Origin of the sequence: Streptosporangium subroseum, assembly GCF_900188345.1 — a bacterium.
Classification (GTDB): Bacteria; Actinomycetota; Actinomycetes; order Streptosporangiales; family Streptosporangiaceae; genus Streptosporangium; species Streptosporangium subroseum.
Window position 1 is genome coordinate 1 of the sequence record NZ_FZOD01000177.1, and the last position, 1,211, is coordinate 1,211.

Here is a 1,211-nt window from a genome sequence, read left to right on the forward strand (position 1 = left end):
GCCAGCGGCCGATCCAGATGCGCCTCCACATGCAACGCCACCTGATCGAACGCATCCGCGAACACCGGGAACGTCTCATACAGACCCCGGCCCATCGCCACCCGCTGCGACCCCTGACCGGAGAACAAGAACGCCACCCGGCCGGCATTCGCGGTACCACGCAGCCCTGCAGTACCGGCGGCAACGCCACGCACACCCTCGACCAGGGTCTCCCGATCGCCCGCGAGCACAACGGCCCGGTGAGACAGCGCGGCACGCCGTACCGAAGCCGCACCCAACTCCGCCAGCGAAACAGCATCCACGCCAGGATGATCGAGCAGCCGCTCCGCCTGCGCCCGCAGCGCCGCCTCATCAGCCCCCGACAGCAGCACCGGCACCACCGGCAGGACCTCTACGACCTGGTCGGAAGGATCAACCGCCGGGGCCTCTTCAAGAATGACGTGCGCGTTCGTACCGCTGACACCAAAGGCGGACACACCCGCCCGACGCGGCCGCTCCCCGGCCGGCCACGGCTGCGCCTCCGTCAACAACGACACCGCACCGGAAGCCCAGTCCACATGCGGAGACAACCGCTCCGCATGCAAGGTGGCAGGCAGACTCCCATGCCGCATCGCCAGCACCATCTTCGCGATACCGGCAACACCGGCCGCGGCCTGGGTATGGCCGATATTCGACTTCACCGAGCCCAACCACAACGGCGTCTGCCGATCCTGACCATAGGTCGCCAGCAACGCCTGCGCCTCAATCGGATCACCCAACGTCGTACCGGTGCCATGCGCCTCCACCACGTCCACCTCGGACGAAGCCAGACCGGCATTGACCAGGGCCTGCCGAATCACCCGCTGTTGGGCCGGACCGTTCGGCGCGGTCAACCCGTTCGACGCACCGTCCTGATTCACCGCCGTACCCCGCACCACCGCGAGCACCGAACGCCCCGCCGCCCGCGCCGACGACAACCGCTCCACCACGAGTACGCCGACGCCTTCGGACCAGCCGGTGCCGTCCGCACCCTCCCCGAAGGACTTGCACCGGCCGTCAGGGGCAAGACCCCGCTGCCGGGAGAACTCCACAAACACATCCGCGGTCGGCATCACGGTCACACCGCCGACCAACGCCATCGAGCACTCACCCGACCGCAACGCTTGCGCGGCCAGATGCAACGCCACCAGCGACGACGAACACGCCGTGTCCACCGTCACCGCCGGACCCTC

1 protein-coding gene is annotated in these 1,211 nt (G+C 68.6%); it reads right to left on the minus strand.

Annotation, left to right across the window (positions count from 1 at the left end; translation table 11 throughout):
- Positions 1–1,199 (minus strand): beta-ketoacyl synthase N-terminal-like domain-containing protein (locus CHC08_RS47905; protein ID WP_338055752.1); only part of this gene is annotated, 1,199 nt, incomplete at its 3' end.
- Between the last annotated feature and the right edge of the window lie 12 nt (positions 1,200–1,211).